Annotated in this window: 21 protein-coding genes, 1 tRNA gene and 1 other RNA gene; 16 read left to right on the top strand and 7 right to left on the bottom strand. The window is 67.2% G+C overall.

The annotated features are described in order from the left end of the window. Positions 1-85 precede the first annotated feature (85 nt). From HNP51_RS09110 to HNP51_RS09080, 7 genes are all read right to left on the bottom strand, one after another. Complete coding sequence (locus HNP51_RS09110; protein ID WP_184270221.1) at positions 86-1,537, bottom strand: recombinase family protein; 1,452 nt, start codon at positions 1,535-1,537, stop codon at positions 86-88. 194 nt (positions 1,538-1,731) lie between these two features. Next, positions 1,732-2,277: a recombinase family protein gene (locus tag HNP51_RS09105; RefSeq protein ID WP_184270224.1), complete on the bottom strand. Its 546-nt coding sequence runs from the start codon at positions 2,275-2,277 to the stop codon at positions 1,732-1,734. Further along, positions 2,277-2,783: a hypothetical protein gene (locus tag HNP51_RS09100; RefSeq protein ID WP_184270227.1), complete on the bottom strand. Its 507-nt coding sequence runs from the start codon at positions 2,781-2,783 to the stop codon at positions 2,277-2,279. Before HNP51_RS09100 ends, HNP51_RS09105 begins: the two co-directional genes overlap by 1 nt. A 684-nt stretch (positions 2,784-3,467) precedes the next feature. Then, positions 3,468-3,842: a hypothetical protein gene (locus HNP51_RS09095; RefSeq protein WP_184270230.1), complete on the bottom strand. Its 375-nt coding sequence runs from the start codon at positions 3,840-3,842 to the stop codon at positions 3,468-3,470. Positions 3,843-3,960: 118 nt separating this feature from the next. Next, positions 3,961-4,428, bottom strand: a complete 468-nt coding sequence (locus tag HNP51_RS09090; protein WP_184270233.1) for a BRO family protein — start codon at positions 4,426-4,428, stop codon at positions 3,961-3,963. Between the two features lie 1,149 nt (positions 4,429-5,577). Then, positions 5,578-7,257, bottom strand: a complete 1,680-nt coding sequence (locus HNP51_RS09085; RefSeq protein WP_184270236.1) for a site-specific integrase — start codon at positions 7,255-7,257, stop codon at positions 5,578-5,580. Between the two features lie 94 nt (positions 7,258-7,351). Then, positions 7,352-7,427 (bottom strand) — tRNA-Ile (locus tag HNP51_RS09080). Between the two features lie 187 nt (positions 7,428-7,614). On the opposite strand from HNP51_RS09080, the gene HNP51_RS09075 reads away from it, so the two are divergent. From HNP51_RS09075 to HNP51_RS09000, 16 genes are all read left to right on the top strand, one after another. Then, complete coding sequence (locus tag HNP51_RS09075) at positions 7,615-8,367, top strand: SIMPL domain-containing protein (RefSeq protein WP_184270239.1); 753 nt, start codon at positions 7,615-7,617, stop codon at positions 8,365-8,367. A 149-nt stretch (positions 8,368-8,516) separates the two neighbouring features. Beyond that, positions 8,517-10,304, top strand: a complete 1,788-nt coding sequence (gene sppA / locus HNP51_RS09070) for a signal peptide peptidase SppA (RefSeq protein WP_184270242.1) — start codon at positions 8,517-8,519, stop codon at positions 10,302-10,304. 109 nt (positions 10,305-10,413) lie between these two features. Next, positions 10,414-10,737 (top strand): hypothetical protein, encoded by a 324-nt coding sequence (locus HNP51_RS09065; protein ID WP_184270245.1) that lies wholly within the window; start codon positions 10,414-10,416, stop codon positions 10,735-10,737. Between the two features lie 9 nt (positions 10,738-10,746). Beyond that, complete coding sequence (locus tag HNP51_RS09060; RefSeq protein ID WP_184270248.1) at positions 10,747-11,508, top strand: N-acetylmuramoyl-L-alanine amidase; 762 nt, start codon at positions 10,747-10,749, stop codon at positions 11,506-11,508. A gap of 32 nt (positions 11,509-11,540) precedes the next feature. Then, positions 11,541-11,919, top strand: an RNA gene (gene rnpB / locus HNP51_RS09055) — RNase P RNA component class A. Positions 11,920-12,334: 415 nt separating this feature from the next. Further along, on the top strand, positions 12,335-12,811 hold the full coding sequence (locus tag HNP51_RS09050) for a division/cell wall cluster transcriptional repressor MraZ (RefSeq protein WP_184270251.1): 477 nt from the start codon (positions 12,335-12,337) through the stop codon (positions 12,809-12,811). After that, entirely contained in the window at positions 12,808-13,785 is a 978-nt protein-coding gene (rsmH, locus tag HNP51_RS09045; RefSeq protein WP_184270254.1) for a 16S rRNA (cytosine(1402)-N(4))-methyltransferase RsmH, read from the top strand. The genes HNP51_RS09050 and rsmH overlap by 4 nt, the downstream gene beginning before the upstream one ends. Continuing rightward, positions 13,782-14,210 (top strand): cell division protein, encoded by a 429-nt coding sequence (locus tag HNP51_RS09040; protein ID WP_184270257.1) that lies wholly within the window; start codon positions 13,782-13,784, stop codon positions 14,208-14,210. Before rsmH ends, HNP51_RS09040 begins: the two co-directional genes overlap by 4 nt. Before the next feature lie 20 nt (positions 14,211-14,230). Next, a complete protein-coding gene (locus HNP51_RS09035) occupies positions 14,231-16,012 on the top strand; it encodes a penicillin-binding protein 2 (protein WP_260398474.1) in 1,782 nt (593 codons plus the stop codon). Beyond that, entirely contained in the window at positions 16,009-17,469 is a 1,461-nt protein-coding gene (locus HNP51_RS09030) for a UDP-N-acetylmuramoyl-L-alanyl-D-glutamate--2,6-diaminopimelate ligase (protein ID WP_184270263.1), read from the top strand. The genes HNP51_RS09035 and HNP51_RS09030 overlap by 4 nt, the downstream gene beginning before the upstream one ends. Then, the gene (gene murF / locus HNP51_RS09025; RefSeq protein WP_184270266.1) at positions 17,462-18,904 is read left to right on the top strand and encodes a UDP-N-acetylmuramoyl-tripeptide--D-alanyl-D-alanine ligase; all 1,443 of its coding nucleotides are present in this window, start codon (positions 17,462-17,464) and stop codon (positions 18,902-18,904) included. The genes HNP51_RS09030 and murF overlap by 8 nt, the downstream gene beginning before the upstream one ends. A 12-nt stretch (positions 18,905-18,916) precedes the next feature. Next, positions 18,917-20,026, top strand: a complete 1,110-nt coding sequence (mraY, locus tag HNP51_RS09020; protein ID WP_184270269.1) for a phospho-N-acetylmuramoyl-pentapeptide-transferase — start codon at positions 18,917-18,919, stop codon at positions 20,024-20,026. A 4-nt stretch (positions 20,027-20,030) separates the two neighbouring features. Beyond that, positions 20,031-21,509, top strand: coding sequence for a UDP-N-acetylmuramoyl-L-alanine--D-glutamate ligase (gene murD, locus HNP51_RS09015; RefSeq protein WP_184270271.1), 1,479 nt, complete (start codon positions 20,031-20,033; stop codon positions 21,507-21,509). Continuing rightward, positions 21,506-22,687 carry an FtsW/RodA/SpoVE family cell cycle protein gene (locus HNP51_RS09010; protein ID WP_184270273.1) on the top strand — a complete coding sequence of 394 codons (1,182 nt, stop codon included), beginning with the start codon at positions 21,506-21,508 and terminating at the stop codon, positions 22,685-22,687. Before murD ends, HNP51_RS09010 begins: the two co-directional genes overlap by 4 nt. A 13-nt stretch (positions 22,688-22,700) precedes the next feature. Beyond that, positions 22,701-23,783: an undecaprenyldiphospho-muramoylpentapeptide beta-N-acetylglucosaminyltransferase gene (gene murG / locus HNP51_RS09005; RefSeq protein WP_184270275.1), complete on the top strand. Its 1,083-nt coding sequence runs from the start codon at positions 22,701-22,703 to the stop codon at positions 23,781-23,783. 170 nt (positions 23,784-23,953) lie between these two features. Continuing rightward, positions 23,954-25,084, top strand: a complete 1,131-nt coding sequence (locus HNP51_RS09000) for a mechanosensitive ion channel family protein (protein ID WP_184270279.1) — start codon at positions 23,954-23,956, stop codon at positions 25,082-25,084. Positions 25,085-25,166 lie beyond the last annotated feature (82 nt).

Raw genomic sequence — 25,166 nt, 5'->3', positions numbered from 1 at the left:
GACGCCCGGCGACCAAGCCGGACCCCTCAACGCATGACGAGGATGGGCCCGAGTCGTCCGCCTGTAAAGAACTGGGGAAGGCTCCTTAACAGCCGTACTTTTTGCGCCCTCCTGAGGTGATAATGTAGCGACCGCCGTGCGGCCCCAAGAAAACCTCGGAGCGTCCGCTTCCAGCGGGTGACCTTGGGGGCACACTATGTGCGGGATTTCGCCGAGGTCCTCCGTTACTTCTATGAGGCACCCCTGCGGCGTCAAACGCCTCGTTCAGACTTCCGAACTCCCAACGAAGCCAGTCCAGCGGAGGCAGCCTGTCGTCGTCGCGACAGAGCAGCATGTTAATCCGACCCTTCTCGGCATGAAGCGCGCGAAGACGATCAAGGACTTCTTCTCGCGACAAGCGAGACCCGTCTTCTCGTCTTCCTCTCTCCCTTGGGGCGTAGCGGAAGCCTGCGAGTTTGTAGGCGTTTGACAGGGTGCCGAACCGACTAAAATATGTTGCGCTCGCGCTGCACCGAGGGTCAGCATCGATCATAGCTGCCGTGACCCGTCCCTGTTTTTTCTTAATGGCGCGTAGGTCTGAAAGCATCTCCTCATCGGTTTTTCCTGGCCTGCCGTTTAGGGCGGCCAAGCGGGCCTGGACCCGTTCGTAGGTTTTAACCGGCACGATGGGAGGGAAGACCTGAACGGACCCCCAAGTGTCGCGATTGTGGTAGACGCGTTCGCCTAGGAAGCACGCCGTCTTCCCGAAGGGCTGGCGGCCGGTCACCAGTTCGCACCGGAGGACCTCGGAAATGCGGGTCTTGTTCCAGGGCGTACCATCAAGCCAGAACTTTCCCGCAGCGTTCAGGCGGCGGGCAATCTCGGACATCGCCAAGTGGTCATTCAGGTACAGGCGGAATATCCGCCGAAGTACTGAGGTTTGCTCCGGTCCCTCCGGGACGAACTGGAGGGTCTGCTCAGGACGCTGCTTGCGCTCGCCGCGCTCCAGTACCTTGCCGAAGCTGCCGTCTGGATTGACGATTTGCCTTGCAAACCCGTAGCGACAGGTCCCCCCGGGGGCGTTGCCAGCCAAGGCGTGGCGCTGTTTCGACACTCGGACTTTAGCGGACAACTCGCGGCTGTACTCGCCAGCCATCACGCGCTTAAGGGCCTTGAACACCGAGCCCGCCAATCCCGGTTCGAAAGTCTCTGCGCAGTACCGCACCTCAACGCCAGAGGACCGGCATAGGAACTCGTAGTGAGCGGCCTCATCGGGGTCTTGGTACCGGCCCCAGCGGCTCACATCCAAAACCAATAGTGTCGTGTACGGCGCTTCTTTGGTCACCACGTCAGCGAGAAGCGCACTGAGTCCTTCCCTGCGCTGAGCGGTCACTCCGCTTTTCCCAGCGTCCGTGTATGTCTGAACGATCTCAAATCCTGCGGACTGGGCATAACCCGCGATGACTGCCTGCTGGTGCTCCAGGGAGTACTGTTGCCCATCTGTGGACATCCGTAGGTACTGAGCTGCTGGTCGCAGTTTGGTGGTCGCTGGGGTCATGGGCACTTGCTGACTAACTGGGCGGCAGGGGGGGGGCGGTGGTCAGGGGGCGAGGTCAACTGGCGACCGAGCTCAGCCGAGCCGCGCCGTGGCCCTAAGTCGTCTCAGGTTGCCAGGGGAGAACCTCAAGGGATGCTTGGGGGAGACTGCAAAAAAAGCAGGGGGCAGGACGAGCACGTCCAGAAGCAAGGCATCTAGGCCTTCAGGGCCTCGTAGACGGTCGAGCGGGCCACCCCCAGGCGCTTGGCGATGTGCGCAGGCTTCTCTCCCTCGGCATGGAGGCGGCGGATGGTGGCTGTGTCCACGCTCTTCGGCCGACCCTTGTAGCGCCCTTCGGCTTTTGCCTTTTCGATCCCCTCCATTTGGCGTTCGCGACGAAGACAGGTCTCGAACTCTGCGAACGCACCGAGAAGCTGGAGGAAGAACCGGCCGGTCGCGGCAGATGTGTCGAACTCTCCTTGCTGGAGAGCGCGGAAACTCACGCCCTTGGCGGTGAGGACCGCTACGATCTCCCCCAGGTCGCTCACCGAGCGGGCGAGGCGGTCGATGCGACTGACGACGAAAGTGTCGCCCTCACGCACATACTCCAGAGCGCGCCTCAGTTCTTCGCGGCCCTCCTGGGTTGTTCCCGTCCGCTTCTCAGCGAAGACCTTCTCGCACCCCGCAGCCTTCAGAGCCTCCTCTTGAACCTCCAGAGATTGCCCCATGGATGACACGCGGGCATAGCCAACGACCGCCATCACAGGGCCTCCCGCGCAAACCGCAGGGCTGCCCGGTGGTCCCGCAGCAACGCGCTGACTGCCGAGCCGACCCGTTGAGGCGTTAGGTCGGGGAAGGCGTCGCCGTAGACCCGGCGGGCCTCGCACCGCGTTAGCCGGGCTAGGGCAGCACCCGCCGCACTTTGGGCTGCGTGGAGGTCTTGCACCGCACGTGTTCGGTCGAGGCTCTCGCGAGAGCAGGCAAGCGCCATCTTGAAGGCACGGCTATGTAGGGCCGCGCTCAGGTCGCCTGCACCTGTGAGCCCTACCATGCGACGGGCAGCAGCCTTGGCTGCGTCGGCTTCAGCGCGTCGGCGGGCGCGGTGGGCGTTCCAGTCCTCGAGCCTATTTTGGGCTGCAAGGAGGAGGTTGATGGCATGGCGAGCCTGAAGCTCGGCCAACTGCCCCAGCGGCAGGACGGATGCGCCGTTTTTGCTGGGCCGACGGGCAGTGCCGGGACGGGCGGTGAAGGCGAGAATGTCGGCCATTAGAGTGTCCGAAAAGGTCTATAATGAAACCGGACTTATTGTCTGATAAATAGGAAGTCAACTCATACCGGACACTTTCCCGCTGTCCGCTGTGGGTATACCCATAATGGACAGTGCGCCCGCTCCTCTCGTGGGGGCGGTTGCGCTGGCGGCCCTATAGCGAGAGGCAAAGGCGCGGCCCCCTTATGTCATGGGGTGAAGGACTGCCGCGCCGCCTCAATGACGGGCCCCCCTATGGGGGTATTTCCACAACCATCCCTACAAATATGGGTAGGCGGGTAAGCTGCGCGGAAACATTTGAACTCCAGACACGACCGGTAGGCAGCGTCGCGGATGCCCCCGACTGCCACCTGGGCGGTGTCGGCGAGTTTCATTGGGACCGCTCGACCTTCTTACGGGCCTCGGGGGCAGACAGGTTGGAGCCCAGGCGGTCCCAGAAGCTCTGACGCTCCTGGTCCGCACGGGTGTTGCCTGCTCGGCCCCAGTGGTGCCCCCCGGCCCCGGGGGGCTTGGGTGGCTCGCCGAGGCGCGCGGGCCTTCGGCGTCGGTGGCTGCGTACAACTCGTCGAGACTTGCGTACTGGGTCAAAGGCTCCATCTGGGGGCGGCCGAGGGCTCGCTGAGGACAGGGAGGCGCTCCCCTTGTCGGGGAGGGGCGGCCAACTGAGTGAAGGTGGGTGGTCGGCTAGGCGGGCTGATCAGTGGGCGGGGCGGGCGTCTGTCCCTTCGCGCGGCCTACCCGGGCTTCCAGGTTTGACCTGCGAAGGTTCAGGCGGTCACCGTCCCGGTAGTGGGTGGTCCGCCCGGGTCCCGGTTGGAGTAGCTGACGAGCAACGCCAGCGATGGAGCCTGCCACGGTGCGGTCGGAGTAGACCACCCTGTAGGTGCCTGTTAGCGGGCCGTTCTGGTTGAGTATGAAGCGGCGGGAACGGCCACTGACGATCCAGGATTCGTAGTCGGCGGCGTCCAAAGTGACGAAGAGGCCGCGCTTGTTCGACAGCTCCACGCGTACGATGGCGCAGCCGTCACGGTCCTCCGTGCGGATGATTTTCGGGTCCATAGATTTCCAGTGTTGGGGGCCGCAAGGCAGCGGCTCGTCATCATCAGAGGAACTGCGTGTGTCGCGGTGTCCCCGGGCCTGCGGTGGCGGCGTTCTGGGTCCTGAGGACGGCAAAAAGCTACGCGGGCTCCAAGGGTGGAAGTTTAATCAGGCCACTTCGAGCTCCGTGGGGCCTCGCGAGGTGCCCGAGGGCTGTTGCGAAGGACTCCGGGATGTCCATGGGGAGCGGCATGGCTTCCCTGTCGTGGTCGGTCAGGGCGTAGGAGCCGGTCTTGCGGATGGACGGCAGGGCCTCCCGAGTCACCCAGTGCTGGAAGACGACGGCCTCGGCTTTGTCCGAGCGCATGATGAGCTTGTAGAGGCCCAACTTGGAAATGAGGCTCAGGCTGGGAGCGTTAGAGTTCCCAAACAGAGGCGACCCGTTCGCCTCACCTCGGCGGATGACCGTGCGCTCCTTGGTGACAAGGCGGCCCAGATAGCGCGATGCGCCACCGGCAGCGCCGCTCACGGGAAGGCTCAGGGCACGGCACACGTCCGGCTCAACGAACCAAGGTTCGCCGTCAATCTGGGTGGAGCGGACGTTCACGACGTCGTCGGCGTCGCGGGCGATGGCTAAGGTGGTGGTGTCAGTCAGTATGCGCGGGGGACCGATCAGGCATCGCGAGCAAAATCGAGAGGGGCTGGGTCGCCCCGACGTCGGGCCGAGGTAGGGCAATCAGAGGGGAGCTGTTTCAAACAGCTCCCTTCGTGGAAGTCCTCGTTCTATCACCAGGGCGCGGCGGTTCACTGTGGCGGCATGTCGGATCAGCCTAAGCGCGCGGATAACGTTGCGAGGCAAGGCTGGTCCGACAAGCCAAGCGTTTCAGTTCCTGAACAAAGCTGCCGTAGGTGGACGCCAAGTGTGCCCGAAGCGGATTCGTGGGCACTCAGGAGGGCGGGCGTCGATGTCGTGGCGCTGACCAGGCCCTCAGAGAGGAGCATCGGAACAGTCCCCTCGTGTGAACGGCTCCAGCTAGGGGGCTGACGGAACGGCTCTCTTGCGATGACTGTATTTCCTCGACGTCCCAGCTAAGAGCGGTTGTCCCCTGGTGTCGTTGGGGCCAGCTCGAGTGCGCTGCAGTTGTCCGTCCGCCGTTCAGTAGCCGAGCTTGATTTGAGCCGCAGCCTCTTGGACCGCATCAGCATAAGTTACACATCCCTCGTAGAATGAGGAACTGCGTCCGCCGCAGTCATCGGGATAGACGATCTTGCTTTCTTTGGCCCATTGCACGCCAGCATCTTGGCCCGAGCAGCTTCCTAGGCATGGATACGGTTTGCCGAGATCCGAATAGTCTGCGTCCCCGTATCGTTCATGGGCTTGATACAGTGCCTCCTCTTGGGTGAGGCTGCTGCCCTCCAAGAAGGCAGTGCAGCGTGCGAACGCGACGACGGCGATGACCAGGAGGCATGTCTTGGCCATCCATCTCAGGACATGACCTGTGAGGTTGCTCGTGCTCCTCGCGATGCGGAACACCGTGCTAGGTGGGGCTTCAGCAGGCATGATGGTGATAGGCCGCCCTGCCAAGGCCATCACAACGGACGCTCAGGTGATCCTGAGGGACCTGAGGGACCTGAGGGACCTGAGGGTTACCTGAGGTAGACCTGAGATAATCCCGCCCCAAGGGTGGAAGTTTAATCGAATGGTCTCTGAAGCCCCTGCAGGACTCGTCAGCGGGCTCGAGGCGTGGCGGGGTGGTCAAGTTCGTCGGTCCTTTGGAAGGGCGTCCAGGGGCGTCCTAGGGGGAGCCGGGAGGGGCAGTGTGAAGGGGGCGTAGGAGACCTTGGCCAGTTCGCGGCTTAGAAGCGCCACGCGGCCCTTGTTGCCATATTGGGTTGCGATCCCTTGGGTTGTCCAACCCCCTAGCATGTCAGCGATTTCGCCGGGGATACCCGCCTCTCGGGTGGCGTCGCGGAAGCCGTGTCTGAAGCTATGGAACGGGGTGGCTGGATCGCCGACACCCATGTCCTGGCGGAAGTCCCCGAACCATTTGGACAGGTAGTGCGAGGCTTTGCCGTCCGGTCCCGGCTGCAGCGAGGGAAAGGCCAGCCCGGAGTGATCGGCGAGGGTGGCAACATAGTCCATCAATCCAGCGTCCAGGACGGCGCGATGGATCGGCACAGTGCGTGCGCTTGCTTCAGTCTTCAGGCTGCGACCCTCGATGCGGCGACCCCTGTCGTCGAACTTGGTGAAACGCATGCACTGGACGCCGTCGATTATGACGAAGTCTGCCTTTCGGAGTGCGGCCAACTCGCCCGCTCGTGCTCCACTGAAGAGGGCTAGAGCCGGTATCCAAAAACGCCAGGGTTGTTCCCCTTCAGCTAGCGGGGCCATGCCATTGAATAGGCGTTGCAGTTCTTCGGTCGTGAAGCCGCGTCGCTGCACGTTCGGGCTCGCCGACAGCGCCATGCCCTGCGCCGGATTCCGGTCGAGGAGTTCCTCGCCCACAGCCCAGTTAAACACGGCGGCGAGGTTCTGGAGGTAGGTGTTGACGGTGGTCGGGGCGATGCGTTCGCCGCCGTCTTCGTCAGCCCGTTCGGCCGCCTCCGACAACGTCAGCCCTGGATAGCGGCGCGTGGCAAACTTCGGCACACGCTGGAGTAGGGTGCGGACTTCGCGGATGTCGGCCCGCGTGATTGATCGGATGGGCTTGGAGTTCCCCAAGGCCTCCTCCAGGCCGGAAAAGATGTGGGAATACTTCCGGTCGGTGGATTCCTCGCCGTGCCGAGCCACCCGCTCGGCCCGGAACGCGGCGACAAGTTCCGCCACGGTCATTCCGACCGGCAGGGATGGCGCGGGCGACATGATAACGGGGGTTGCGACTTCGACTACTTCTCCGCCCAAGCGACGCTCCATAAGCTCGACGAGGCGCACGCGGGCCTTCAGAAGCGCCAGGGCTATCTGGTTTCGACTTGGGTCACCTGAGGGGTACCAGAGGCCAGCCTTCGCCAGGGTCTCGGCCACCTCCTGAGCGACGGCGGCGGTGTCGAGGGTTCCTAGGGTTTCTCGGTAGTTGGCCGCTTCCTCCTCCAACCATAGGGCTGCGCTTTTGATTTCGCCCGGCCGACCGAGGCGGAATGCCTCGTCCCACTCCAGCACGTCGGCGATCCAGGACTGCGCCAGCTTTTCAGCTTCCTGCTTGGACAGGGGAGGGGAGACCTTCCCCATGTTGCGCGCACGCACGACGGTGATCTGCTGATCCGTGGACACGCTGCGGAGACGGGCGAGGCGCTTCGCCTCATCAAAGTCCTTCGTGCCGAGGCTAAGCCGCCATTGTGATGTCCCAAGGGACTTCGCGACGTCCCCGGGGACCCTGCGGCGGAACCAATAAACGGCTCCGCGTCGGTAGAGGTGGTTGCATCCAGGCACGGCTTCCATTCCCGTCTGGTGACACAGTCTTGTGTCACAGTCCATGGTCGTAGAAGGCCGAAAAGACTGGAAAATCCCGCTATCACTGGCTCCCGAGGGAGTTTGGTAGGCCTGGAGGGACTCGAACCCCCAACCAGACCGTTATGAGCGGTCGGCTCTAACCATTGAGCTACAGGCCCCCGAAGGAGGGACGCTGTGCCTAGCAGGGGATGCGTCCGCTGCAAAGCCGCCGCGGACCTGTCGCGCTTTTCATGCCGATGAACGGAACCTGCATGCCGGTCTTGCGCGTTTGTTCAGCTTGAAACGGCCAAGGTAGGGTCGTGGCTGGCGAACACGCCTGGCCGATGGATTTCGACGGAGATGATGATGACCCGCACCGCGCGCGCCCTGATGCTGGGCACGGCCCTGATGACCCTGGCGGTTCCCGCCGTCGCTTCCGCCCAGGCTACGGGCGCTTCTCCGATGCAGGTGCACGCCATGGCGCAACAGCCCGCCCTCAATCTGTCGGCCTTTGGCGAGGTCAAGGTCGCGCCGGATCAGGCGACGATCAACTTCGGCGTCGTCACCGAGGCCGCCACGGCCCAGGAGGCCATGACCCAGAACGCGCAACAGATGACCCGCGTCGTCGCCGCCCTGCGCCGCGCCGGGATCAACGAGCGCGACATCCAGACCTCGGGTCTGAACCTGTCGGCCCAGTACGACTATCAGCAGAACGTGCCGCCCAAGCTGCGCGGCTATCAGGCGACGAACCGCGTCACCGTGGTCATTAACGACCTGACCAAGGTCGGCACGACCGCCGACGCCGTGGTCGCCGCCGGCGTCAACCAGATCGACGGCATCGCCTTTGGCCTGAAGGACGCCAAGGCCGCCGAGGATCAGGCGCGCCAGCTGGCCGTGCGCGCCTTGCAGGACAAGGCGCGGCTGTATGCCCAGGCTCTGGGCGTTCAGCTGGGCGGGGTCCGCACCCTGACCGAGGGCGGCGGCTACATGCCGGAACCGCCGCGTCCGATGTACGCCCGCGCCATGGCCATGGACGCCGGAAACGCCTCGACCCCGGTGTCGGCGGGCGAACTGACCGTCCGCATCGACATCACCGGGACCTACGACATCGGTCGCTGATCGGCTGAAACGAAGACGAGGGGAGGGCCTGCCGGCGACGGCGGGCCCTTTCTGCATTTCATTACCGCGCCTTCATTTGACGGCCACCATCCGGGCTTTATGCTCGCGGCAGGCCGCGCGTGGCCACTGACGGGACGGCCGCCTTTTTCATGAAACAGTTCTTCCTGACCATGCTGGGCGTCTTCGCCGGGCTCGTGGCCTTCTTCATCGTCCTGCCGATCGCGGCCCTGCTGTTCTTCGCCGCCGCCGCCAGCGCCTCCAAGCCCGCCACGCCCGCCCATACGGTGCTGGAGCTGGACCTGCGCGAGGGGCTGACCGACCAGCAGCCGACCAATCCGTTCGCCGCTTTCGGCGGTTCGGGCCTGTCGGTGATCCACATCGTCGACACCCTGGCCCAGGCCGAGAAGGACGCCAGCGTCAAGGTGCTGCTGGTCCGCGCGCCGGAGGGCGGCATGACCCCCGCCGCCGCCGACGAGGTGCGCCAGGCGATCCACCGCTTCCGCGCCTCGGGCAAGACGGTCATCGCCCACAGCCAGGGCTTCATGCCCGTCGGCGCGGTGGTGTCCAGCTATATGGTCGCGGCCAGCGCTGACCAGCTGTGGCTGCAGAACACCGCCAACTTCCAGGCCACGGGTCTGGCCAGCGACAGCCTGTTCCTGGGCCGCGCCTTCCAGAAATACGGGGTGCAGGCCGAGTTCGAGCAGCGTTACGAGTACAAGAACGCCGTCAACGAATACACGCAGAGCGACTATACCGGCCCGCACCGCGAGGCGATGGTCGCCTGGATGACCTCCATCTACGACAGCGCCCTGGCCAATACGGCGCGCGACCGCAAGACCACCCCTGAAGCGCTGAAAGCCGTCATCGAGGCCGGTCCCTATTCGGCGGAACAGGCCCTGTCGCTGAAGCTGGTCGACAAGATCGGTCAGGTCGAAGAGGCCGAAGCCGCCGCCAAGGCCAAGGCCGGCAAGGACGCCAAGATCGTCGCCTTCGGCGACTACGCCTCGATGCAGGGCGCGCGCAACGGCTCAGGCAAGTCGGCCATCGCCATCGTCGGCGGCGAGGGCGCGATCATGACCGGTCGCGGCCAGAGCGCCTCGCCCTTCGGCTCTGGCTCGGACATTCGTTCGGACGACACGGCCAAGGCCATCTATGACGCCATCGAGGACAAGGCCGTGAAGGCCATCGTCTTCCGCGTCTCCTCGCCGGGCGGTTCGCCCGAGGCCTCGGAACAGATCCTGGCCGCCGTCCGCGCGGCCAAGGCGGCGGGCAAGCCGGTGGTGGTGTCCATGGGCGCCTATGCGGCTTCGGGCGGCTACTGGATCAGCTCGGAAGCCGACTGGATCGTGGCCCAGCCCTCGACCCTGACCGGCTCCATCGGCGTCTTCGGCGGCAAGTTCGTGCTGGCCGACGCCCTGGGCCGCTTCGGCCTGGACATGCGCGGCCTGTCGGTCGGCGGCGACTACGCCGACGCCTTCTCGCCGGTGCAGGGCTTTGACCAGGCCCAACGCGCCGCCTTCGCCGCCTCGATGGACCGCGTCTATGAGGAGTTCGTGGTCCGCGTGTCGACGGGGCGCAAGCTGCCGGTCGAGCGGGTGCGCGAGATCGCCAAGGGCCGGGTCTGGACCGGGGCTCAGGCCAAGGAACTGGGTCTGGTCGATGAACTCGGCGGTCTGAACGAGGCTGTCATCAAGGCCCGCCAACTCGCCAATATCCCGACCAGCGAATCGGTGCGCTTCAAGCGCTTCCCGACGCCGCAGTCGCCGTGGGAAGCCCTGGCCAGCGCCTTCGGCGCCTCGGGCCAGGCGGCCGAGGCCATGGTCTCGGTCGGTCAGGTCATGGGCGATCCGGCGGCCCAGGCCGTGCTGAATCGGGTCGAGGCCGACCGGATGCGCAGCCGCGGCGCCGTGGTGCTGGCCGACCAGCCGGCCTTCTGAGGCGTTTCCTGACTGAGCCGTGATGTCGCAGTCCATTGACCGTTCAGGTCGATGGACCGACATTGAGGTTCAGGCGTTCCTTCATCGGTGCGCCATGAAAGGCAGTTCCATGATTCAGTCCGACCCCTTCGCCCAGATCGGCTTCAACGCCCGGCGCCGCACCGGCGGCGGCCTGATGGCGCCCTTCGTCTGGCTTGGCGGACTGATCGCCACGGCCCTGGCTCTGACCGTGGGCGCGGTGCTTGCCGTTCTGACCGCCGCCGCCGTGGCTGTGATCGCCCTGATCGCCGGCGTGGTCGTCTTCTTCGCCGGCTTCGCCTTCCGCGCCCGTCGCGCTCGCGCCGCCAAGGCGCATCGCGACGAGGGCGTGATCGACGCCCAGAAGGTCGGCGACACCTGGGTCGCCTACGGCTGGGAACGCGAAGGGCGCTGATCGAGCGCCATGCCGAGCTTCATCGACGCCCCGTCGCCTAATTTCAACGCCCGGCGCGGTCCGCCGGACATGCTGGTGCTGCACTACACCGGCATGAAGACCGCCGATGAGGCGGTCGCCCGGTTGCGCGATCCCGCCGCCGAAGTCTCGGCCCACTATGTCGTCAATGAAAACGGCGTGATCCTGCGCCTGGTGCCGGAAGAGCGTCGCGCCTGGCATGCCGGTCGCGGCGCTTGGCAGGGCCAGACCGACATCAACGCCGCCTCCATCGGCATAGAGATCGTCAATCCGGGCCACGAGTTCGGCTATCGCGCCTTTCCTGAGGTGCAGATCGCAGCCGTGATCGCCCTGATCGCCGATATTCGTGCGCGCTGGACTATCCCCGACGCCCGCATCGTCGGCCATTCCGACACGGCGCCGGACCGCAAGCAGGACCCGGGCGAGTTGTTTCCTTGGAAGCGTCTGGCCGAGGCGGGGCATGGCCTGTGGTTCGATCCCGCCCCCGAGCGCGTCGCCGCCCTCGGCGCCGACCTGTCGCCGGGCGACGAGGGGCTGGGCGTCATCGTCCTGCGCTCGGGCCTGCACCGGCTGGGCTATGGGTTGAAGCCGGGCGGCGAATACGACGACGAAACCCGCCTGACGGTCGAGGCCTTCCAGCGCCACTGGCGACCTGACCGTATCGACGGCGTCGCCGACGGCGAGACCCGCGCGCGTCTGGTCGGCCTGCTTCAGTTGGCCTCGGTCGAGAGCGTCACCGGCGTTCTGGATTGACGCGCGCCCCGTTCGCGCGCACTTAGCCCCCGTCAGACGGCCGGGCGGTCGCGGCGAGAGCTTGCTCTTGTCGAGGAAAGTCCGGGCTCCACGGTGAAGAGGCGGCGGGTAACTCCCGCCCGGGGTGACCCGAGGGATAGCGCCACAGAAAGCAAACCGCCTGGGCTTCGGCCCGGGGAAGGGTGAAAGGGTGGGGTAAGAGCCCACCGCGTCGGCGGCAACGTCGGCGGCATGGCAAGCCCCGCTTGGAGCAAGACCGAATAGGGACGTCGCGCGGGTTCGCTCGCAGGGTTCACCGCCCGAGGCGTCCGGGTAGGTCGCGAGAACCGTCCAGCAATGGGCGGTCCAGAGGAATGATCGTCGCCGCCTTTCGGGGCGGAACAGAACCCGGCTTACAGGCCGTCTGGCATTTTTTAAGGGGCCTACCGGCCTCCGGCCTACTTGAGGCCCATGTTGTTTGGCCTATCGCGCTTCGGGCTGCTTGAGGCCGTGTCCCGTTCAACTTCTGCCGTCATCCTCGGGCTTGACCCGAGGATCGCGCGTTGGTGTGCGCCAATGGGGCGCCTATTAACCCCTGCGTTGAAAACATGGCGGAAAAAGCGGTCCACAGGCTGTGAATACTCTGGTTGTTGCTTGTATGTTCTCGTTTTTGACTGTCTTAGCCGTTCGCTGAACGGTAAATTTGGTTAAAGGGTGTCAACTAATCCCATTGAGGCCCATCTGATCCCATGCTATCCCACAGCCTCATGAGTAGGGGCTCTCGCCCGGCGCGTGGTGTCATCAACGGACTTTCAGGGGCGGGCCGCAGGGCTCGATTGGGCAAAGCGTGTTTCTCTCGACCTACGAGAAGCAGCTGGACGGCAAGCGCCGTCTCTTGATCCCCCAGGAATTCCGCACGGCTGAAAACGGCGCTGAACACGGCGTCTTCTGCTTCCCCTCCATCGAAGCCGATTGCCTGGAAGCGGGCGGCGACAAGCTGTTCGCCGAATACCGCGCCGTCATCGAAAGCCTGCCCTTCGGCGATCCCTACCGCTCGGCGCTGGAAGCCTCGATCTTCGGCGAGCAGAAGCCGCTGTCCTATGATGCCGCCGGCCGCATCACCCTGCCGGAGCATCTGTGCGCCGAGGTCGAGCTGTCCGATACGGTTGTCATCTACGGCGTCGGCGAGCGCTTCCAGATCTGGAACAAGGACAAGTGGGCCGCGCACCGCGCCGAGCAGCGCCGCATGGCGCGCGAAGGCCTGAAGCAGTTCGGCGAGATGCGCCGTCAGGCTGCGGTCGCCAAGGCGGGGGGCGCAGCATGACCTCTCCGCACGCTCCCGTCCTGCTGGCCGAAGTCCTCGAAGCCCTGAATCCGCAACCCGGCGATGTCGTCATCGACGCCACCTTCGGCGCTGGCGGCTATACGCGCGCCATTCTGGATCGCGGCGCCCAGGTTATCGGCCTGGATCGCGACCCGACCGTCCAGCCGCACGCTGACGCGGTCGCCGCTGCCTATCCCGGCCAGTTTCAACTGATCCGCACCCCTTTCTCTGGTCTGTCCGAGGCCTTCGCCGAGAGCGGCAAGGCGCAACTGAACGGCGCTGTCTTCGACATCGGCGTCTCGTCGATGCAGCTGGATCAGGCCGAGCGCGGCTTCTCCTTCATGCGTGACGGTCCGCTGGACATGCGGATGTCGGACGAGGGCGCGACCGCCGCCGACATCGTCAACACCTGGGACCACGGGCCGCTGGCCCACATCTTCAAGCAGTACGGCGACGAGCGTCAGTCGGGCCGCGTCGCCACCGCCATCCTGCGCCGCCGCGTCGAGCAGCCCTTCAGCCGCACGCTGGATCTGGCCGAGGTGGTCGAAAAGGCCCTGGGCGGGCGTCGCGGCGCGCCGATCCACCCCGCGACCCGCGTATTCCAGGCCCTGCGCATCGCCGTCAACGACGAGCTGGGCGAGCTGGAGCGCGGCCTGGAAGCCGCCGAGGCGACCCTGGCGCCGGGCGGGCGACTGGTCGTCGTCACCTTCCATTCGCTGGAAGACCGCATCGTCAAGGCCTTCATGACCGAGCGCACCGGCAATGCGCCGGGCGGTTCGCGTCACGCTCCGGTCGCGGTGGAGCTGCGCAAGCCCAGCTTCGACCTGATGTTCAAGGGCGCGCGCGAGGCGGGCGAGGCCGAGCTGGCCGCCAACCCCCGCGCCCGTTCGGCCAAGCTGCGCGCCGCTGTCCGCACTGAGGCTCCGGCCTGGGGCGCGATCGAGGGTCGGGCCGGCAAGGGCAAGCGCGGATGATCGCCGTGCCCGCTCCGGTCAAGCGCCTGTTCGACTGGAAGGTCCGCGGCGTGCGCTGCGTCGAGATTATCGGCGTGGTCTGCGTCGGCGCCCTGATCTTCTCGGTCTATATCGCCAAGGCGGCCGCCGCCCGCGAAAGCGCCGAGATCACGCGCATTGAAGGCGACATTCTGGAAAACCGCCAGCGGGTCCGCCTGCTGCGCGCCGAAGCGACCCGGCTGGAGCAGCCCGCCCGGCTGGAGGCTCTGTCGCGTGAAATCGGCCTGGGCCCGGTCGACGTGCGCCGCCAGGCGGTCGAGGCTGGTCTGCCCGCCATCGCGCCGCCGCCGCCGCCGCCGGTTGTCGCGGCGCCTGCGCCCGTGGCTGCCGCGCCCGTCGATGCTGCGCCTGAGGCGCCGTCCCTTGCCGGGGAGAGCCTGCATTGAGCGTGCATGATCACCACGGCATGGACTATCGTCGCCCCGCGCCGGGGCGTCCGCAACCGCGCCCGCAGGGGCCGTCGGTCGGCGGTCTGTTCGCTGCCTGGGGGCGCTGGGTCGCCTCCTGCGTCTGGTGGATGGAGCACTCGTTCGAGCGCGCCCGCGCCGACGGTCGCCCGGAAGAAGACACCCGCGTCCGCATCTTCCTGATCATGGCGGTCTTCTGCGCCGTCTTCGCCTGTCTGGCCCTGGGCGCGGCCCACGCGGCCCTGTTCGCGCCGCGCGGCGCCGCTGGCTCGGGCTTTAACGCCAACGCTCTGACGCGCGCCGATCTGGTGGATCGCAACGGCCAGCTTCTGGCCACCAACATCACCCACTACGGCCTCTATATCGACCCGCGCGAGATCTGGGATCCGGCCAGCGCCAAGGCCCAGCTGCGCCGTGCCCTGCCGCGTGTCTCGGCCAAGCGTCTGGACCGCGTGCTGGGTGGCGACCGTCGCCTGCTGGTCCTGAACGGCCTGACCCCTTCTGAGCGCAGCGCGGTCCACGCTCTTGCGCTCGGCGGCGTTTCGTTTGAGCCCGAGGATCGCCGCGTCTATCCGCTGGGCACCTCGGCGGTGCACCTGATCGGTCGCGCCGACACGGGCGGCGAGGGCGTGTCCGGTTCGGAACTGGCCTTCGACAAGGACATCCGTGCCGCGGGCGCCGCGGGCGAGGACTTCCAGCTGTCGATCGACCTGCGCGTCCAGGGCGTGGTCGAGAACGAACTGGCCGCCGCCGCCGAAGCCGCTGGGGCGAAGGGCGCCGTCGCCGTGGTCACTGACGTCCAGACCGGCGAAGTTCTGGCCATGGCCAGCTGGCCGACCTACGACGGCAATCGCCGCAACAGCGCGCCGGAAGAGGCCCTGCTGAACCGCGTCACCTCGGCCCACTATGAAATGGGCTCGGTGTTCAAGAGCTTCACTGTCGCCGCCGGCATCGACACCGGCCGCGCCGACATGAACACCCTGTTCGACGCTTCCCAGGCCCTGCAGATCGGAAAGCGCCGCATCAAGGACTTCCACGCCACCAACAAGGTGCTGACGCTGGAAGAAGTCTATCTGCACTCGTCCAACATCGGCACCTCGCGCCTGGCCGTCGAAATGGGCGGCGACGTGATGCGCGACTACTTCCAGCGGCTGGGCCTGCTGGACGCCGCCCCGATCGAGCTGAAGGAATCGGCCCGTCCGTCTCACATCCGCAAGTGGGACGACAGCACCTTGGCCTCGCTGTCCTTCGGCTACGGTGTCATGGTCACGCCGATCCAGTATGTGGCCGCCTACGCCTCCCTGGCCAACGGCGGACGCTATGTGCCGCTGACCCTGCGCAAGGGCGGCCTGCCCAACGCCCGCACCCGTCAGGTCGTCTCGCCGGAAACCTCGGCGACCATGCTGGACCTGATGCGCCGCAACGTAACGCGCGGCTCGGGCCGCTTCGCCGATGCGGCGGGTCTGCGGGTCGGCGGCAAGACCGGCTCGGCCAACAAGCTGGTCAACGGCCGCTATGACCCGACCCACGCCGTCGGCTCCTTCGCCGCCGTCTTCCCCGCCGACGGCCCGGTGACGGCCAAGCGCTACACTATCTTCGTTCTGGTGGACGAGCCGTCCTCCTATCCGCGCACCGGCGGCTATGTCGCCGCGCCCGCCGTCGGCAAGATCGCCGACCGCATCGCCCCCTTCCTCGGCGTCGAGCGCAAGGCCGACCGCTGGTCCACTGCGCTCGGTGAGAAGATCCCTGAGTTCCAGGACGTCGAGGGCGACGGCCGATGAGCGCGCTTCGCCTCTCTGAAATCCTGCGGCGCGACGTCAGCTCGGACCCCGAGATCACCTCGGTCACATCCGACAGCCGCAAGGTCGCGCCGGGCGCCCTGTTCGTGGCCCTGCCAGGCTCGGCCGCCGACGGCCGCGCCTTCATTCCTCAGGCCCTGGCCAAGGGCGCCGCCGCCATCCTGGCCCCGTCCGACACCCCGGCGGGCGCCGCCCCGCTGCTGGTCACCTCGGGCGACGTGCACCGCGCCTATGCCCTGGCCGCGCGAAGCTTCTACGGCGCCCAACCCAGGACCTGCGTCGCTATCACGGGCACCAACGGCAAGACCTCGGTGGCCAACTTCTGCCGCCAGATCTGGGCGGGCCTCGGCCACAAGTCGGCCAGCATGGGCACCCTGGGCGTGGTCGGTCAGAAGGGCGAGCAGACCTACGCCCTGACCGGCCCCGGCCTGACCAGCCCTGACGCCGCCGAAGCAGCGCGCCTGCTGGCCGAGCTGGCCGCCAAGGACGTGACCCACCTGGCGCTGGAGGCCTCGTCGCACGGCATCGACCAGCGCCGTCTGGACGGCGTGGCCATCCGCGCCGCCGGCTTCACCAACCTGACCCAGGACCATCTCGACTATCACGGCGACATGGCTGCCTATCGCGCCGCCAAGTTGCGTCTGTTCGAGGCCCTGCTGCCGCGCGGCCGCACCGCGGTGCTGAATGCGGACTCTGACGCCTATTCCGCCTTCGCCTCGGCCTCGATCATGGCGGGACTGGGCGTCATGGGCGTGGGCGAGCGCGGGCGCGACCTGTCGCTGATCGCGCGCCGGGCCACGCCGGAAGGCCAGCGCCTGACCATCGACGCGCGCGGCCGCATCCACGACATCCTGCTGCCTCTGGCCGGCGCCTTCCAGGCTTCGAACGCTCTGGTCGCGGCGGGCCTGTGCATCGCGGGCGGCGAAGACCCCGACCGCGTCATCCCCGCCATGGAGTTTATTCGCGGCGCCCAAGGCCGTCTGCAGCGCATCCCGGGCGAAGGCTCGCGCGGCGGCGAGGTCTATGTCGACTACGCCCACACGCCTGACGGTCTGGAGACGGTGCTGAACGCCCTGCGCCCGCACGCGACCGGCAGGCTGATCGTCGTCTTCGGCGCCGGCGGCGACCGCGACCGGGCCAAGCGGCCGATGATGGGCGAGATCGCCGGCCGTCTGGCCGACGTGGCCATCGTCACCGACGACAATCCGCGTTCCGAAGACCCCGCCGCCATCCGCGCCCAGGTCCGCGCCGGCTGCCCCGACGCGCTGGAGATCGGCGACCGCCGCGAGGCCATCCGCCACGCCGTATCGCTGATGCGTGAAGGAGATGTGGTCGTGATCGCCGGAAAAGGGCATGAACAGGGACAGATCGTCGCCGGGGTGGTGCACCCCTTCGACGACGCCACCGAAGCGACTGAAGCCCTGCGCGATCATGCCTGACATCCAAACCCCGCTCTGGACCGCCGAAGCCATCGCCTCGGCGACCGGGGGGACACTTCACGGACCCGACGCCTCTGTCTCGGGCCTCACTTACAACAGTCGCGAGATCGCCCCCGGCGACCTGTTCCTGGCCCTGCATGGCGCCCGCGACGGGCATGAGTTCGCCGCCGCCGCCTTCGCCGCGGGCGCGACCGTCGCCCTGGTCGATCGTCCGGTCGAGGGCGGGCCCTATGTTCTGGTGCCTGACACTCTGAAGGGGCTGGAGGCCATGGGCGTCGCCGCCCGCGACCGCGCCCGCCTGCGCGGCGCCGTCACCGGCAGCGTCGGCAAGACCAGCGTGACCCAGGCGATCAAGGCGGGCCTTGATTTGGCCGGAACGGCCCACGCCTCGATCAAGAGCTACAACAACCATATCGGCGTGCCGCTGACCCTGGCGCGGATGCCCCACGGCACGGATCGCGCCGTGTTCGAGATCGGCATGAATGCGCCGGGCGAGATCGGGCCTCTGTCGAAGTTCGTCCGTCCGCACGCCGCCTGCGTCACCACGGTCGGCCCGGTCCATATCGAGGCCTTCGCCGACGGCGAGGCGGGCGTGGCGCGCGAAAAAGCGACCATCTTCGAGGGCCTGGTTCCCGGCGGCGTGGCCGTGATCAACGCCGCTGACGCCCATGCCGATCTGGTGCGTCAGGCGGCGGTCGCGGCTGGCGCTGTGGTCCAGACCTTCGGCTCGGGCGCCGGCGCCGACGCCCGTCTGCTGGGCTTCAAGGCCGACGCCGAGGGCGCGCGCGTCACCGCCGAGATCGACGGCCATCGCCTCGACTACCGGCTGGCCCAGTCGGGCGTGCACTGGGGGCTGAACAGCCTCTGCGTCATCCTGATGCTGCGGGCGCTGGACGTGTCGCTGGATACGGCGCTTGAGGCGCTTGCCGGCTTCCAGCCTCTGGCGGGACGCGGCCAGCTGAAGACCGTCGTCCTTCCCGGCGGCGCCTTCACCCTGATCGACGAGAGCTACAACGCCAATCCCCTGTCGATGAAGGCGGGCTTCCTCAGCCTGGGGGCCAGGCCGGTGCCTGAGGGCGGTCGCCGTATCGTCGTCCTGACCGACATGCTGGAACTGGGCGAGCACAGCCGCGCCCTGCACGAAGGCCTGATCCAGCCCATCGCCGCCGCCGGTCTGGACGTCGTCCATGCTGCGGGCATGGAGATGCGCCGCCTGCACGACGCCCTGCCGCCGTCGCGACGCGGCCTGTGGCGCGCCACCGCCGCCGAACTGGCCGCCGAGGCGAACAAGCTGGTCGGCCCCGGCGACATCGTCATGGTCAAGGGGTCGAACGGGTCAAAGGCCTCGCTGGTCGCGGCTGCGCTTGCAAATCTCGGCTCAGCCGATCAAGGCAACAACCCCTCAGGCAGCGGCGCGCCGCGCGCGACGCGATAGGGTCACTCAAGAATGTTCTACCTGCTCTATCTCTACTACGCGGACATTGCGCAGGAATATCCGCTGCTGCACCTGATCCAGTATCAGACGGTGCGCGTCGCCCTGGCCATGGCCACGGCCATGATCGTCGCGGTCGCCATGGGCAGCCGCTTCATTAACTGGATCCGCGCCAAGCAGGGGCGCGGCCAGCCGATCCGCGAGGACGGCCCGGTGTCGCACCTGTCCAAGGTCGGCACCCCCACGATGGGCGGGCTGATGATCCTGGCGGGCATCGGCGTCGCCGTCTTCCTCTGGGGCGACCTGACCAACCCCTATATCTGGATCGTCTCTGGCGTGACGGCGGCGTTCGGCGTGCTGGGCTTCATCGACGACTACGCCAAGGTGACCAAGCAGACCTCGGCGGGCCTGACCTCGAAACAGAAGCTGGCGGCCCAGGCGGTCGTCGCCGTGATCGCGGGTATCCTGACCGTCGTGTGGATGACCTATTCCCCGACCTCTCCGGGGCTTGAGACCTCGATCGCCTTCCCCTTCCTGAAGGCGGTCCTGCTGAACATCGGCTGGTTCTATGTGGCCTTCGCCGCCTTCACCATCATCGGCTTCTCCAACGCCGTGAACCTGACCGACGGTCTGGACGGCCTGGCCATCGTGCCCGTGATGATGGCGGCGGGCGCCTTCGGCATCATCTCCTATCTGGTCGGCAACTTCGTCTTCGCCGAGTATCTGCAGGTTCACCACGTGCCAGGCTCGGGCGAGCTCGCCATCTTCTGCGCCGCCATGATCGGCGGCGGCATGGGCTTCCTCTGGTACAACGCCCCCCCGGCCAAGATCTTCATGGGCGACACGGGCTCCCTGGCCCTGGGCGGCGCGCTCGGCTCCATCGCCGTGGCCACCAAGCACGAACTGGTGCTGGGCATCGTCGGCGGCCTGTTCGTGGTCGAGGCGGCCTCGGTCATGATCCAGGTCGGCTACTTCAAGCTGACCGGCAAGCGCATCTTCCTGATGGCCCCGATCCACCACCATTTCGAAAAGATGGGCTGGCCGGAATCCACCGTGGTCATCCGCTTCTGGATCGTCGCCGCCATGCTGGCGCTGCTCGGTCTGGCCACGCTGAAGCTGCGCTGATCCTATGATCCCGGTTCCTGGCTTCGAGGGCAGACGCGTCGCGGTCTTCGGCCTGGGTCGATCCGGGATCACCGCCGCGCGCGCGCTTCAGGCCGGCGGCGCCGTCCCCGTCCTGTGGGACGACGGCGTCTCGGGCCGGATGCAGGCCGAGGCGGAAGGCTTCCTTGTCGAGGACCTGACCCGCGCCGACTGGTCGGGCTTCGCCGCCCTGGTGCTGTCGCCGGGCGCGCCCCTGACCCATCCCAAGCCGCACTGGACCGTCGAGCGCGCCCATGCGGCGGACGTGCCGGTCATCGGCGACGTCGAGCTGTTCGCGCGCGCCCTGGACGCCTTGCCGCAAGGCCAGCGCCCCCGCGTCGTCGCCATCACCGGCACCAACGGCAAGTCCACGACCACGGCCCTGATCGGCTGGGTGCTGAAGTCGGCGGGTCTGAGCGTCCACATCGGCGGCAACATCGGCATCGGCGTTCTGGCCCTGCCGGCCCCGACGCCGGACGCCGTCTATGTCATCGAGGTGTCGTCCTATCAGCTGGACCTGACCACGAGCTTCGCGCCCGACGTCGCCATCCTGACCAACATCAGCCCCGACCACCTGGACCGCCACGGCGGCATGGAGGGCTATGTCGCCGCCAAGCACCGCATTTTCCAGGCGCAGGGCATGGATGCGTTGGCCGTGGTCGGGGTGGACGAGGCCTGGGGGCAGGGGATCGCGGCGGACTTGCGGGCGCAGGGAAGGCGGGTCTGCACGGTTTCCACCTCCGCTCATCCCCGCGGAGGCGGGGACCCAGTGAGAGTCGTGTCCACAACGCTGGCCGAATCTAAGCAGCCAAAGAACTGGGTCCCCGCCTCCGCGGGGATGAGCGGGATTGAGGCTGCGCCTGGCGTACTGACGGCGGACGGCGAGGTGTTGGTCGACCTCTCCGCCGCCCGCTCGCTCCCCGGTCGTCACAACGCCCAGAACGCCGCCTTCGCCTACGCCGCCGCCCGCGCGCTCGGCGTGTCGCACGAGGCGGCGGTCGAGGGCCTGCTGACCTTCCCCGGTCTGGCGCACCGCATGGAGGCCGTCGGCAGCCTCGACGGCGTCCGCTTCATCAACGACTCCAAGGGCACCAATGCCGACGCCGCGCGTCAGGCCCTGGCCTCCTATCCCTCCGTCTTCTGGATCGCAGGCGGCAAGGCCAAGGAGGGCGGCATCGACAGCTTGCGCGACCTCTTCCCCCACGTCGCCACGGCCTATCTGATCGGCGAAGCCGCCGACGCCTTCGCCGAAACCCTGGGCGACACCCCGCACATCGTCGCCCACACCATGGAGCGCGCCGTCGAAATGGCTGCCGCCGACGCCGCTAAAGCCGGCGGCGAGCAGGTCGTCCTGCTGTCGCCCGCCTGCGCCAGCTTCGACCAGTTCCCTGACTTCGAGGTGCGGGGCGAAGCCTTCCGCGCCGCCGTACTGGCGCTGGGCGCCAAGCCTGAGCCCGCCGCATGAGCCAGAGCTACAGCCATCCCTTCTCGCGCAATGATCAGAGCCTGATCGCGCGCTGGTTCTGGACCGTGGATCGCGGCCTGCTGGGCGCCGCCCTGACCCTGGTGGCGCTGGGCGTGTCGCTCAGCTTCGCCTCCAGCCCCGCCGCCATCCTGGCCGATGAATCGATCACCGATCCCTTCCACTATTCCTGGCGGATGATCGTCTGGGCCAGCATGGGCACGGGCCTGATGCTGACCACCTCCCTGCTGTCCCCGCGCGGGGTGCGGCGGATCGCGGTCCTGGCCCTGTTCGGGGCCATCGTGGTCATGGCGGCCCTGCCCTTCATCGGCGACACTGTGAAGGGCGCCGCGCGCTGGGTGAACCTCGGCCCGTTCAGCCTGCAGCCGTCCGAGTTCGCCAAGCCCGGCCTGATCGTCTTCGCCGCCTGGATGTTCGCCGAGGCCCAGAAGGGGCAGGGGGTTCCGGGCGTCAGCATCGCCTTCGGCCTGTGGGCCCTGACGGTCGGCCTGCTGCTGATTCAGCCGGACATCGGCCAGACCCTGCTGATCACCACCACCTTCATGGCCGTCTTCTTCATGGCCGGGGTGCCGCTGAAATGGGTGGCCGTCATCGCCGCCATGGGCGCGGGCGGGGTGGTGTCGCTCTACTTCACCTTCAGCCACATGCGCGACCGCCTCAGCCGCTTCCTGTCGCCCGAGACGACCGACACCCACCAGATCGACCGCGCCTCCGAGGCCATCCGCGCCGGCGGCCTGATCGGGCGCGGCATCGGCGAGGGGGTGATGAAGCGCCGGGTGCCCGACCTGCACACTGACTTCATCTATTCGGTCGGCGCCGAGGAGTTCGGCCTGATCCTGTCGCTGTTCATGATCGGCCTCTACGCCTTCATCGTCATCCGCGGGATGAAGAAGGCGATGAAGCTGAACGACCCGTTCGAGCAGACGGCGGCGGCGGGCCTCTTCATGCTGATCGGGCTGCAGGCCTGCATCAACGTGGCGGTGAACCTGAACCTGATCCCGACCAAGGGCATGACGCTTCCCTTCATCAGCTATGGCGGCTCGTCGATGATGGCCATGGGCCTGACCATGGGCTTCGCCCTGGCCCTGACGCGGCGCCGTCCGGGCGCCTATGAACCGGGCTCCAACATTTCCCCGCCGCGTCGTCGCCTGCTGCCGTAAGAGAGTACCCGCCATGAACAAGGTCTGCGTCGTCGCCGCCGGGGGCACTGGCGGTCACATGTTCCCCGCGGAGGCCTTGGCCCGCGAACTGGCCTCGCGCGGGTGGCGCGTGGTTCTGGCCACCGACGCGCGCGGCGAGCAATACGCCCACGCCTTCCCCGCCGAGGAGCGTCTGGCGCTGGACGCCGCCACCGGCAGCGGTCCCATCGGGATGCTGAAGGCGGGTCTGGCCATCATGCGCGGCGTGGGACAGGCCAGGTCGGCCTTTGACCGCACCGGCGCTGACGTCGTCGTCGGCTTCGGCGGCTATCCGTCGGCCCCGGCCCTGGTCGCCGCCATCCTCCAGAAGCGTCCGACCCTGATCCACGAACAGAACGCCGTGCTGGGCCGCACCAACCGGATGCTGGCGCCGCGCGTCGGCGGCGTGGCCTCGGCCTTTCCGACCCTGGGCCGCGCGCCCGAGGCGGTGAAGGCCCGCGCCCAGGTCGTCGGCAACCCGGTTCGCCCAGATATCCGCGCCCTGTTCGACCGCGCCTATGTCGCCCCCGAAGGCGACGGCCCGATCCATGTGCTGGTGACCGGCGGCAGCCAAGGCGCCCGCATCCTGTCCGAAACGGCCCCCCGCGCGCTTGCGGCATTGCCCGAGGCCATCCGCAGCCGTCTGAAGGTGCAGCAGCAGTCGCGCCCCGAAACCCTGGAAAGCGCGCGTCAGATATACTTGGAGGCCGGCATCGCCGCCGAGGTCGCCCCCTTCTTCCGCGACATGGCCGACCGCCTGTCCAGGGCGCATCTGGTCATCGGCCGCGCCGGGGCCTCGACCTGTTCGGAACTGGCCGTCGCGGCGCTTCCGTCCGTCCTGATCCCGCTCAAGATCGCCATGGACGACCACCAGACCCTGAACGCCCGCGCCCTGTCCGAGGCCGGCGCCGCCTGCGTGATAGCCGAGGACGACGTGACGGTGGACAGCCTGACCGCCGCTCTGAACGACGTCCTGTCCGACCCGGCGCAACTGACCGCCATGTCCGCCGCCGCCCGCTCCGTCGCCATTCCCGACGCCGCCGCCCGCCTGGCCGATCTGGTCGAGGCGGCCGTCTAAATCCCTTCTCCCCTCGGGGGAGAAGGTGGGCGGCAGAGCCGCTCGGATGAGGGGGACGCGTACTCATCTACCTGAATTGACGTGGGTGGTCGCCGTTTGGCGTCCCCCTCATCCGTCTCGCTGCGCGAGCCACCTTCTCCCCCGGCGGGGAGAAGGGCTATGGTCAAGCCATGCCCCAGTTCGTGACCAACCTGACCAACAAAGTCTTCGCCCTGTGGAACCAGTTCTACTGGCTGCCGGAATGGGCCGTGATCTCGATCATCACCGCCGTCTTCGTCTTCATCGGCTGGGCGGCGAACCAGGTCGTGTTCGCCCTGCTCAAGCTGGCCGTGCGCAATCGTGACGTCTTCTGGAAGGGCATGCTGGGCCGCGCCCGGCTCAAGGTCCGCATCGCCGTCATGATCATCGCCCTGGCCCTGGCCGTCACGGTGTCGCCGCTGGACCCCGAACCCTCGCTCTTCATCCGGCGGACCCTGCTGTTCGCCTTCATCCTGGTGTGCGGCTGGATTCTGGCCGGCGCGGTGGACATGGGCGCGGTGGTCCATCTGAAGAAGTTCAACATGGACACGGAGGACAACCTCTATGCCCGCAAGCACATCACCCAGACGCGCATCCTGCAAAGGGTTGCGGCCATCCTGATCGGCCTGATCACGCTGGGGCTGGCGCTGATGACCATTCCCGGCGTGCGGCAGTGGGGCCTGTCTTTGCTGGCCTCGGCGGGCGTCGTGGGCATCGTCGCCGGTCTGGCGCTGCAACCCTTCCTGACCAACCTGATCGCCGGCATCCAGATCGCCACGGCCCAGCCGATCCGGCTGGACGACGCCGTCATCGTCGAGGGAGAGTGGGGCCGGGTGGAAGAGATCACCTCGACCTATGTCGTGGTCAAGCTGTGGGACTGGCGCAGGATGATCCTGCCGCTGACCTATTTCATCCAGAAGCCGTTCCAGAATTGGACTCGCGACGACAGCCGCCTGATCGGGGTCGCCTTCCTCTATGTGGACTATGAGGCGCCGATCGACCGCTTGCGGGTCAAGCTGGAATCCATCGCCCACGCCTCGCCCCTGTGGGACGGCGACGTGGTGTCGCTACAGGTCACCGACATCACCGCCCGCGTCGCCCAGGTCCGCTGTCTGACCAGCGCCCGCAACGCCTCGCTGGCCTTCGACCTTCGCTGCGAGGTGCGTGAAAAGATGCTGGCCTTCATGCGCGACGAATGTCCCCAGGCCCTGCCGAGGGATCGGGTGGACCTGGATCGGAATGGACAGCGAATTCTCCCTCCCCTTCATGGGGAGGGTGGCTGAGCCCGAAGGGCGAGGCCGGGTGGGGGCGCTTCGGCAAATCAAGCGCCGCGCCCAGTATCGCCACGCCCTCCCCACCCGGTCG

Source organism: Brevundimonas bullata, assembly GCF_014207965.1.
Lineage (GTDB): Bacteria > Pseudomonadota > Alphaproteobacteria > Caulobacterales > Caulobacteraceae > Brevundimonas > Brevundimonas bullata_A.
Note: the sequence above shows the minus strand (reverse complement) of the source record. Positions and strands in the feature narration are given on the sequence as shown.

Excerpts from the sequence above, each read along its gene's own strand:
- HNP51_RS09110 (WP_184270221.1), bottom strand. The coding sequence starts at position 1,537 with ATGACCCCAGCGACCACCAAACTGCGACCAGCAGCTCAGTACCTACGG.
- HNP51_RS09105 (WP_184270224.1), bottom strand. The coding sequence starts at position 2,277 with ATGGCGGTCGTTGGCTATGCCCGCGTGTCATCCATGGGGCAATCTCTG.
- HNP51_RS09100 (WP_184270227.1), bottom strand. The coding sequence starts at position 2,783 with ATGGCCGACATTCTCGCCTTCACCGCCCGTCCCGGCACTGCCCGTCGG.
- HNP51_RS09095 (WP_184270230.1), bottom strand. The coding sequence starts at position 3,842 with ATGGACCCGAAAATCATCCGCACGGAGGACCGTGACGGCTGCGCCATC.
- HNP51_RS09085 (WP_184270236.1), bottom strand. The coding sequence starts at position 7,257 with ATGGAAGCCGTGCCTGGATGCAACCACCTCTACCGACGCGGAGCCGTT.
- HNP51_RS09075 (WP_184270239.1), top strand. The coding sequence starts at position 7,615 with ATGACCCGCACCGCGCGCGCCCTGATGCTGGGCACGGCCCTGATGACC.
- sppA (WP_184270242.1), top strand. The coding sequence starts at position 8,517 with ATGAAACAGTTCTTCCTGACCATGCTGGGCGTCTTCGCCGGGCTCGTG.
- HNP51_RS09065 (WP_184270245.1), top strand. The coding sequence starts at position 10,414 with ATGATTCAGTCCGACCCCTTCGCCCAGATCGGCTTCAACGCCCGGCGC.
- HNP51_RS09060 (WP_184270248.1), top strand. The coding sequence starts at position 10,747 with ATGCCGAGCTTCATCGACGCCCCGTCGCCTAATTTCAACGCCCGGCGC.
- rsmH (WP_184270254.1), top strand. The coding sequence starts at position 12,808 with ATGACCTCTCCGCACGCTCCCGTCCTGCTGGCCGAAGTCCTCGAAGCC.
- HNP51_RS09040 (WP_184270257.1), top strand. The coding sequence starts at position 13,782 with ATGATCGCCGTGCCCGCTCCGGTCAAGCGCCTGTTCGACTGGAAGGTC.
- HNP51_RS09035 (WP_260398474.1), top strand. The coding sequence starts at position 14,231 with ATGGACTATCGTCGCCCCGCGCCGGGGCGTCCGCAACCGCGCCCGCAG.
- HNP51_RS09030 (WP_184270263.1), top strand. The coding sequence starts at position 16,009 with ATGAGCGCGCTTCGCCTCTCTGAAATCCTGCGGCGCGACGTCAGCTCG.
- murF (WP_184270266.1), top strand. The coding sequence starts at position 17,462 with ATGCCTGACATCCAAACCCCGCTCTGGACCGCCGAAGCCATCGCCTCG.
- mraY (WP_184270269.1), top strand. The coding sequence starts at position 18,917 with ATGTTCTACCTGCTCTATCTCTACTACGCGGACATTGCGCAGGAATAT.
- murD (WP_184270271.1), top strand. The coding sequence starts at position 20,031 with ATGATCCCGGTTCCTGGCTTCGAGGGCAGACGCGTCGCGGTCTTCGGC.
- HNP51_RS09010 (WP_184270273.1), top strand. The coding sequence starts at position 21,506 with ATGAGCCAGAGCTACAGCCATCCCTTCTCGCGCAATGATCAGAGCCTG.
- murG (WP_184270275.1), top strand. The coding sequence starts at position 22,701 with ATGAACAAGGTCTGCGTCGTCGCCGCCGGGGGCACTGGCGGTCACATG.
- HNP51_RS09000 (WP_184270279.1), top strand. The coding sequence starts at position 23,954 with ATGCCCCAGTTCGTGACCAACCTGACCAACAAAGTCTTCGCCCTGTGG.